This is a genomic window from Nonlabens sp. Asnod3-H03, from assembly GCF_045063665.1.
Classification (GTDB): Bacteria; Bacteroidota; Bacteroidia; order Flavobacteriales; family Flavobacteriaceae; genus Nonlabens; species Nonlabens ulvanivorans.
The window spans coordinates 285,985-295,323 of the sequence record NZ_JBEFOD010000006.1 but is presented as its reverse complement, the minus strand read 5'-3'; the positions used below and the strand labels follow the sequence as shown (position 1 = coordinate 295,323).

Annotated in this window: 8 protein-coding genes and 1 other RNA gene; 4 read left to right on the top strand and 5 right to left on the bottom strand. The window is 34.5% G+C overall.

From position 1 onward, the window contains the following. A partial coding sequence (locus ACJJVI_RS01520) for an L-type lectin-domain containing protein (RefSeq protein ID WP_405349932.1) occupies nt 1-1,411 on the bottom strand: 1,411 nt, incomplete at its 3' end. A 14-nt stretch (nt 1,412-1,425) separates the two neighbouring features. Next, nucleotides 1,426-2,649, bottom strand: coding sequence for an NAD(P)-dependent oxidoreductase (locus ACJJVI_RS01515; RefSeq protein ID WP_036579469.1), 1,224 nt, complete (start codon nt 2,647-2,649; stop codon nt 1,426-1,428). A 169-nt stretch (nt 2,650-2,818) separates the two neighbouring features. Between ACJJVI_RS01515 and ACJJVI_RS01510 the strand changes: the two genes are divergently transcribed. The 3 genes from ACJJVI_RS01510 to ACJJVI_RS01500 all read left to right on the top strand — a co-directional run bounded on the left by ACJJVI_RS01510 (nt 2,819) and on the right by ACJJVI_RS01500 (nt 4,869). Beyond that, complete coding sequence (locus ACJJVI_RS01510) at nt 2,819-3,223, top strand: plastocyanin/azurin family copper-binding protein (protein WP_036579730.1); 405 nt, start codon at nt 2,819-2,821, stop codon at nt 3,221-3,223. A gap of 175 nt (nt 3,224-3,398) precedes the next feature. Next, nucleotides 3,399-3,797, top strand: a transfer-messenger RNA (tmRNA) gene (gene ssrA, locus ACJJVI_RS01505). 253 nt (nt 3,798-4,050) lie between these two features. Further along, nucleotides 4,051-4,869 (top strand): universal stress protein, encoded by an 819-nt coding sequence (locus ACJJVI_RS01500; protein WP_348021509.1) that lies wholly within the window; start codon nt 4,051-4,053, stop codon nt 4,867-4,869. 55 nt (nt 4,870-4,924) lie between these two features. Here ACJJVI_RS01500 and ACJJVI_RS01495 read toward each other — a convergent pair whose 3' ends face one another. Beyond that, the gene (locus tag ACJJVI_RS01495) at nt 4,925-5,341 is read right to left on the bottom strand and encodes a BLUF domain-containing protein (protein ID WP_405349929.1); all 417 of its coding nucleotides are present in this window, start codon (nt 5,339-5,341) and stop codon (nt 4,925-4,927) included. Between the two features lie 178 nt (nt 5,342-5,519). Here ACJJVI_RS01495 and ACJJVI_RS01490 point away from each other — a divergent pair, with 178 nt between their 5' ends. Then, on the top strand, nt 5,520-7,232 hold the full coding sequence (locus ACJJVI_RS01490; RefSeq protein ID WP_405349927.1) for an FAD/NAD(P)-binding protein: 1,713 nt from the start codon (nt 5,520-5,522) through the stop codon (nt 7,230-7,232). Nucleotides 7,233-7,300: 68 nt separating this feature from the next. On the opposite strand, the gene ACJJVI_RS01485 is transcribed toward ACJJVI_RS01490, so the two are convergent. After that, nucleotides 7,301-7,777: a PA2169 family four-helix-bundle protein gene (locus ACJJVI_RS01485; protein ID WP_036580449.1), complete on the bottom strand. Its 477-nt coding sequence runs from the start codon at nt 7,775-7,777 to the stop codon at nt 7,301-7,303. Nucleotides 7,778-8,053: 276 nt separating this feature from the next. Next, nucleotides 8,054-9,331: an argininosuccinate lyase gene (argH, locus tag ACJJVI_RS01480; RefSeq protein WP_405349925.1), complete on the bottom strand. Its 1,278-nt coding sequence runs from the start codon at nt 9,329-9,331 to the stop codon at nt 8,054-8,056. Nucleotides 9,332-9,339 lie beyond the last annotated feature (8 nt).

Here is a 9,339-nt window from a genome sequence, read left to right as displayed (position 1 = left end):
CACCAGCGATACCAGCATCAGCATCGGCTTGTGATACAAAATATAAGACATTAAAATCTGCTGGGTTTTGAGCACCTAATACTTCAATATCTTTTGTAGATAAATCAAATACCTCTGAACCATTATTAGAAACATCATCACATAAACGATATTCGGTTACCGGATTGGCAACTGGTTGAACACTTACACAAATTTCAAAATCTGTTGTATTGTAGCAAGTATTACTATTAATAGATTCTACACGAGCGTATATACGTTCACATATAGCTGTATTCATATAACTACTCGCTGTAAAGGCATTCATTCTAGCGTCAGCATCAACTTGCGTAGGGTAATAGGATACATCAAATAAATTTGGATCTTGACTTCCCAATACAGTAGAATCTAGTTGACTTAAATCATAACTAATAACACCATCATTTGAGACATCATCACAGACTTCGATATCTGTCACTGAGTTTGCTACAGGTGCAGATCCTACGGTAATGGTAAAATCTTCTTGAATAGCATTTCCACAACCATTTGTAATATTTACGGTATAGGTAGTGGTAGCTGTAGGAGTAAATGTAGGGTTTGCTACAGTTGGATTACTCACACCGGTAACTGGTGTCCAGCTATATGCGGTTGCATTATTTACAGTAGCATCTACGCCAGTTACTGTATCACCTAAACAGATCGATGTATCATTAATATCTACAATTCCATCAACGAATGAAATGTAATCAAAACAAACACGTTGTAAATTTGAGAATCCTCCAGTAGAGCTTGTAAACCCAAAATAATTCAAATTTCTTCCTTGGAAAACCTGATTAATTAAATCACCCGTATAAGTCAATCGCAACACACAGTCAAAAAACACACTCATTGTTTGAGTGGTCGCATTCCACTCAATACGTACATCATGTTCAAGTCCATCCTCTACATCTAATGCCGTTGGTGAGGCCATTATAGGACCAGCTAGATTTTGTGAAAAACCATGATTATTTACACCACCAGATACCATAGCGATATGGTCAAAGGTTGGGTCATTTAGATTTGGATTTTGCCATGTATCAAATTCTACCGCAAAAGAATTAGGGATTCCTTCATAACCCATTCCTTGTCCAACAGTTCCTATTAAAGGATCCACTCGATTTTTGAGAACAAAGGTTATTCCATCTGCTCCGTTTCCATTTTTAGTTCCTAGATAGATTCTAAATTCTATAATAAAATTATTAAGCATATCTATTTGATCAGACGACCATATAGCTCCAGATCGATTAGTTAAATCTGGTGTAATTTGAAAACAATCATTTCCTATAGCCGTAGCATCTCCCAATAGAGTAGGATTGAATTGCGCGTTAACATGGCTTGCTGTAAACAGCATTACAGCAATAAATAGCCACTTATAGGGCTTTAAACAATCCTTCATAATTAAGTATTTAGTTAATCATCGCCGTCCACAAAATCTTGTAAATAAGAAAATCTTTCTGTTAAAGTACCTTCGCTAGTGGTCATTTGTGCTCGTTCTAATATTCCATTCTTATCACCATTAAAAAATGCAGGAATCACGTGCTTTTCAAACATCTCACCAAAACCTTCACTCGCATCCTTAGGCAATTCACAAGGCAGGTTATCTACAGCCATAACAGTTATAGCGCCGGCTGTTTTAAATGGCACCTCTTTTTCGGTAGAAGCATCATAGGCATATATAGGATCTGCAATCGTGCTAGGTCTTATGGTACATGCTATAGGACCGTCAATATCACAACTCACGTCTGCAACAAGATTTATTTTAAAATCAGCAGCCCTCATATCTTCTCTCGTAAAAAAGTATGGCGCTCCATTACCATAAAAATGACCAGTAATCAACATATCGGTAACTTTGGCATATTTCATAAAGTCACTCTTCAACAACTCTGGATTATTATAGCACTCTGTTTTTGTAGGCTTATAACCATCTTTACGCGTGTAATAATCCATTACGTCTAACTGCGTATACACAGTTTGCACATTATTAAACTGCCCTAATTGTAAATATTCTTTAGGTTTTAAAGCATGTATATGTAATTCTTCCAGCACTTCTATAATACCACCGGCAACTTTTCCCACTCCAGTCATTGCGATGTTAATAGGTGGTAAATCACATTTAATGCGATGCAACTCTGCTTTAAGCGATTTATAATCTGGCAAGTTTTCTACCTTAGGTAATTCAAACAGTCCATCGCGCAAACCTAGTGCACGGAAACCATTATAAGCTCCTACAATACCGGCATATCTACCAAAACCTATTAATCTTGCTCCGTTCTTTTTTACAATCGTCTCATGATCATAAAGCTCAATTTTTTTGTTTAAGATTGCTCTTAACAACTCTCTATTGTAGGGTTGCTTTTTAATGGTGTGCGAAAAGAAAAAATATTTTTTATTTGGAATCAAAGCATCCATAGGTACTTCTTTCACTCCTATCATTACATCGGCATTGCTCACATCTTCTTGAACTGTGATACCACTAGCCGCATATTGTGCGTCACTGAAAATTCTAATGGGAGAGGACTCTACTGTGAATTCCGCTTTCGCGAAAGCATGATTCAAACGACCTAACTGCTCTGGAGTAAACACTACTCTCCTATCTGGCGGACTCTTTCTCTCTCTAATTATGGCAAATTTCATAGCGGTATTTTAATGTAGCAATATAAGGAAATCAAGTAAAACCTTTCTATGGGGAATTATAGTCAATGAGTCGGGAAATATGATACAAATTTGAAGAGTAGCATCGATGCATCTTTGCCATGTAATTAAAGATAACCGCCTAGTAATAAGGCATAAAAAAAACAATATCATGAAAAAAGTAATCGCATTTTTAACCATCGCACTAGCATTAACAGCAACTTCTCAAGCGCAACACAGCATGAAGAAAGATAAGATGATGGATGCCCCTGTAAAAACAATTGCATTAGAACAAGTAGCTGGCGAATTTGTGCAAAAAGAAATTAAAGTAAATCCTGGAACTTATGTATTTACAGTAACCAATAATGAGGTGGGACACGATGTAGGTTTTGTACTTGTTAAAAAAGGAGATGATATCTCTAACCCAAAGAATCATATTCAAACCGCATATGTAACGCAAGCTGTAGCCACTGGTCAGACGCAATCATCACAGGCAACAACATTGAGCGCAGGTTCTTACTATTACTTTTGCCCATTAAACCCTACGGCGACAGATAATTTATTAATTGTTGAGTAACTCTATGTAGTTCCCCATAGATATAGAGTATACTCTTGATCCCAACTCGCTGCTGAGTTGGGATTTTTTTTATTTCTTTTGGCATAGTTTTTACTACTGTTACAGTGGCTAATAATTATATTTGCAATCGCTTTGGTTTTGAGTCCTGGACTTAAAAAAGAAGTATAGACAATTTGGGGTCGACTGGTTTTGACAGCGAGACCGAGTTAATTGTAAGCATGTGGAGCGCTGGGAAACAGCTCTTAAATCTCATTTTTCATCTTTTTTAAACGGCGAGAATAACTACGCCCTAGCTGCATAATCCGAATTACAGTAGGATAGTGCCTCGGTCTACAAGGTAGACAAGCAGGAAATCTCTCAGCAGCCTTGATTTACGGCGACTGATTATGAGATTTCGTAAAAGTAAATCTATCCTCATCAGGGCTTTGATGTTGAGGAGAAACTCGATTGAAGACAAGCGTTACTTTGGTAGTTTCTAACCGGTGTAACGACTGAAATTAAATGGAAACTAAACATGTAGAAGGCCGTTAAATCGCTCGTTTGGACGAGAGTTCGATTCTCTCCGACTCCACAAAAAACCATCTCTTTTAGAGATGGTTTTTTATTTAAAGCTTACTCTTTGTATATAGATTTAAAATAAATTTCTAATATTACTTCAACGTTTGCAAAAGTACCTACATGTCTGGCTAGCTACTATAAAATCAATGAACTACAGTCGATCATCTTTTTACGTTATAAAAGATCAAACATATAAACTATGATAAAAGTCAGCTAGAAGAAATACTGTAAAACATTGGAAAGCAGTAACTTTAAACAAACTTTATCACATGAAAAATATCATCATACCAGTAGACTTCTCAACGCATTCAGAATATGCTTTAAAGACAGGTGCCATCCTAGCCAAAAAGCATAATGCTACCTTGCATGTACTTCACATGTTGGAATTGTCTGATTCTTTGATATCACACTCGGCAAATGAAAACAAGAATGAGATGATGTTTTTACTGGCTCTTACAAAAAAGAAATTTGAACCTTTTCTGGATAAAGATTTTCTAGAAGATGTAAAAGTTGAGGCCCTAATAAAACATCATAAAGTTTACAAAGAAGTAGATGCCCTAGCGCAAAAAGTAAATGCAGATCTTATCATAATGGGTTCACATGGATTAATGGCACATGAAGGGATTTTTGCAGGTTCTAATGCAGAAAAAATGGTGAGAAATAGTAATACACCAGTATTAACTGTTAAGTCAGACCCCAAAAATTTTGATCTTAAAAATGTAGTTCTAGCCACAGACCTAAGTGCACAAAGCGTTGCAGCTTATAAAAAGGCATTAGATATTTTTGATACTTTGGGCAGCTCTATCCAATTGGTTTATGTGAACAGACCACATCATAATTTTATAAGTACAAGAGAATTTAAGGAATTAACTCGCGAGTTTGCAAAAGCTGGCGGGACAGATCAGGTAGAATTTATAGCTGGTTATACTGTTGAAGATGGCCTATTTGAATATGCACATGATGTAAAATCTGATTGTGTGGCCGTAAGCACGCATGCTAGAAAAGGAATCTCACACTTCTTTAAAGGTAGTATATCTGAAGATGTCGCAAATCACTCAAAACTACCAGTGATGAGCTTTAAAATTTAGTAAATAAAGACCTTTCATATTATGGCGGCTATCAATACTATAATTGATAGCCGCTTTAAGCTTCTCTAAACATTAAAAAAGGAGCTAGCAATCTAGACAATTTATCACATCGACTGTCATACGTATTGGATTCTAGATAATTATTGATGTCATCAAGATCGTCAGTAGTTTTAACTATACTGAATTTGCTGTTATATTTTTTGAAAATGAGATTATCTGTTTTTTTATTAAAAACCTCGTAGATATTTTTATGTCTACTATCCTCTACAATCCTAGCATATAATGGATCAATCACTGCTTTATTACCTTCTAATATTTGAAGATATTTACCTGCAATATGTAAAAAAATACCATAAATATTATTTGCATTGTTAAAGCTACTACTCTGATTAAAAAGCGCTTCCATATCGTTCTTATTTAAGGAAGTAGTCTCATCACTAAAATAACATATAGTATAATAATTGCTCTCCATGTAAGTGGTTTTAAAAATCCAAAATAGACAATTATAAAAATAATAAATTATTTAAATTATTTGGACAAAAATTACTTTTATCGTAATTTAATTCTTAATTCTTAATTTTTTATGAATTAATCAAACCTTAGGATATAACCTATTTTGAAATTCTATCTTGTGTCTTTAAATTTCAACTATGTATTCACTAGCCATTGTAGGTTTAGGCCCGAGAGGATTATATGCACTTGAGAGTTTATTTGTAACGCTTTCGCGAAAGCGTCATAAAATCATTCCTAAAGTAGCTTTAATAGAATCCCAAACAGAGATAGGTTGCGGTAGCGCCTGGAGTATCCATCAACCTGATGCAAATACTATAAACATTTCTGACAGAGACCTCGTTGAGCTTCCTGAACGTGAAATAATAAACGGAAATGGATATCTTATCACTGCTTTTCCTTCTTTTATTGACTGGGTGCGCGATAATTACAATCATGAACTAGATGATAACAAAGACACCTATTTTGAGCGGAATGTCATGGGACGTTACTTGCATCAACGGGCTAGAACTATAATTGACCCTTTGATTAAACAAGACGTTGTAACGCTTATTAATGCTAGAGCAACAAGTTTAAAAATTGTAAATAAAATTACTGAAATCGATTTTGAAAACGATCAACACCAATCAATACATGTAAAACATACCCTATTAACCACTGGCCATTTACCTGAAGAAAAATCCAAACAAGACGAAGAATTTAGTCATCATGCTAACCAATTCAGCGACGTTTTTTTTATTCACAATCCTTATTCTAAAAAGGCTTATAACCAGTATAACCAATTACATTACGTTGCTATCAAAGGAATGGGATTAAGCATGATAGATATCGTTCATTTATGTGTTGCACGATTAAACGGTGAGTTTAAAACTTCAAATCAAGAACCATTTTTATCTTATGATCACCATTCTAAGTCAGATTTAAAGATATATCCGTTCTCGTTAGATGGGCTACCTGTAATTCCAAAACCTTTAGGAAAAAAAGTAGATCAACATTTTAATGTTGAAAAAGAAGTTATAGATAATTTAAAAAAGAAATTGCAAACATTGCAAGAAAGTCCGCAGTATCTCAAAATTGAGAATATACTAGCTCCTATTGCAGATATTATTCAGATAATTTATGAACGATTGGAGTATGATGATTCAAATAAAGATATTCATTCTCTAATACTCGACTGGCTGATGGGTAAAAAGGTGGATAGCTCTATATGGCTGGATAAAGAGTTAAGTACGGTTGATTATTTAAAACAAGCTTGTTTAATGGCTTGTGGCAATCAACCATTTACACTAGATTATACCATAGGCCAGGTATGGAGACAGCTACAACCAACACTTTATTCCATTTTCACTCATTCTAATTTGCCACCAGATTTACAAAGCGAGTTCATAAAGATCGATGAGTTTACTAAACGTTACTCCTATGGTCCACCAGTAGAACGAGTTTTACAATTAATCGCTTTATCAGAGTGTGGTATACTAGATTTCGGTTTAGCCTCTAACCCGACGATTATAGAAGATAAAAATGGGTGGATATTGAAAAATAAATCTACTGAAAAGAAGGTGCATGCCATGGTAAATGGTGTATTGGCCAGTCCAAACGTTAAAAAAATCAACGATCCATTAATCAATAGCTTGTTCTCTAGCAACTATCTAGAACCTTTTCATAAAGAACTTGGAATTAAAACAAATGAAAATGGATACGCTCTTACTGAGACAGAATCTACAATAGATATAGCAGTACTAGGTAGAAATGCAAAAGGATCAGTTTATGGTGTAGATGCGATTCTTGAATGCTTTAGTACAGAGACTGAAAAATGGTCCAATCATTTTGTTAATACTCATTTGTTGGAATAGTATGATTTCATTAAAATAAAAAAGCCAGTAATCATATTACTGGCTTTTTATTTAATCTGAAAATATTATTAATCTACTATATCTTCTAATCCTTTTATCGTTTGTAGTGTATTTTCTATTCCACTTAATTGATTGCGGACTACGTCCTTATACTCGTGCAAATAATCTTGGTTTTCTAACACATCCTTGTATTCTTGAACGGCAGCTTTATCTCCGCGTATGCATTCTTCTAAAATAGCTTCATCATTTTTACCAGTAAATGCTGTCTTGAAATCCATCCACGTGCGATGTGCTGCTGCTGTGGCACTTCCTTTTTCTACTGGTGTAGCATTTAAAAGTCTTAATGATGCGTCTAATTCATTTGCATATTGACTACGATGTGCTGCTTGTCGCATAAAATAAGTTTTCAAATTGTCACTCTTCACATCAGTGAGTGCATTTTTATAACCTTGTTCTGCATCATAATTTTTCTCAAGTAAAGCATTTAATGCATTTACAGTGGCATCATGTGATTTTCTGTGAGCTTCTTCTCTTGTAGTTTCCATAGTGGTTAATTTTATTTAGTTAGTGATTCGTTTAGTTGGCGTTTCATCTCTTTGACCTCTTTATTGCGCTTATGTTCCATATAGTAGTTGTAAGCTTGAAAAGCGAGCTGCGCGACGGTCAATACTTTAAAGAACTTTTTCATAGTTTTTATTTTAAAGATATTAACGAATTGTAATAAAATAAATGACTTTAGCACTATTTAACGACTTAATTATAATGGATTCACAAAAAAAGCTTGTTTACATTATTTTTTATGAATTAAATTAACAAATAAATCACTTTATAGGGAACTTTTCTCTAATATGACTCAATGATAAATTATGAATACTACCTATATGAGTATGGTGCTTTGATGTATCTGGAACATACGTTCCGTTTTCCACCTGCTCACCTATAGTTTTATACGCTTCTCTGAAAGATGTTCCATCTACCACTAGGTTATTAATATTATCTACAGTAAATAGATATTGATATTTCTCATCACTAAGGTCAATTTCCTTTACTATAATTTTCTTTATAGAGTAATTAAAGATTTCTAGAATATCATTTAATTCTATAAAAGAAGCGATCACATTCTCTTTGAGCAATTGAAAATCTCTGTGATAACCACTAGGTAAATTGTTTGTTATCAGTAACATTTCAGTTTGTAAAGCTTGTATTTTATTGCACTTACCACGTATCAATTCAAAGACATCTGGATTCTTTTTATGCGGCATGATGCTACTACCTGTCGTTAACTCATCTGGAAAACTTATAAACCCAAAATTCTGACTCATATACAAACAGATGTCCATCGCAAATCTAGAAAGTGTATTAGCCACGTTTGATAAAGAAGCAGCTATACTTCGTTCATTTTTACCTCTAGTGAGTTGTGCAGCAACTACATTATACTTTAACGCTGCAAAACCCATTTCTTGGGTAGTGAATTCTCTATCAATAGGAAAAGAACTTCCATAACCTGCAGCACTTCCTAACGGATTTTGATCTACAATACGCATCGTAGCGTCTAGAACATACACATCATCCACCAGCAACTCTGCATAAGAAGAGAACCACAAACCAAATGATGATGGCATCGCCACCTGTAAATGAGTGTAACCTGGCAACAATTGATTTTTATGTGTGTCGGCTAAATCTAATAATGTATCAAACAATGTCTTTACACTAGTTCTAGTTTGTCCGAGTGCCTCTTTATAATACAATTGTAACGCCACTAGAACTTGATCATTTCTAGATCTAGCCGTGTGAATCTTCTTCCCTACTTCTCCCAGTTGTAGAGTCAGTTCGTGTTCTATTTTAGAATGTACATCTTCAAACTGATCATCAATAATAAAAGTGCCTTCTTCTATTTGTAATGCAATCGCATCCAGTCCAGATTCTAATTGTTTTAACTCTTCGCTAGAAATGATATTAATCTTTGCAAGCATTCTAGCATGTGCGCGAGATGCTATTACATCATAAGGAGCTATATGTAGATCAATCTCGCGATCATTACCAACTGTAAATTGTTCCATTTTTTTATCTATTGCAATTCCTTTATCCCAAAGTTTCATAATTCTAT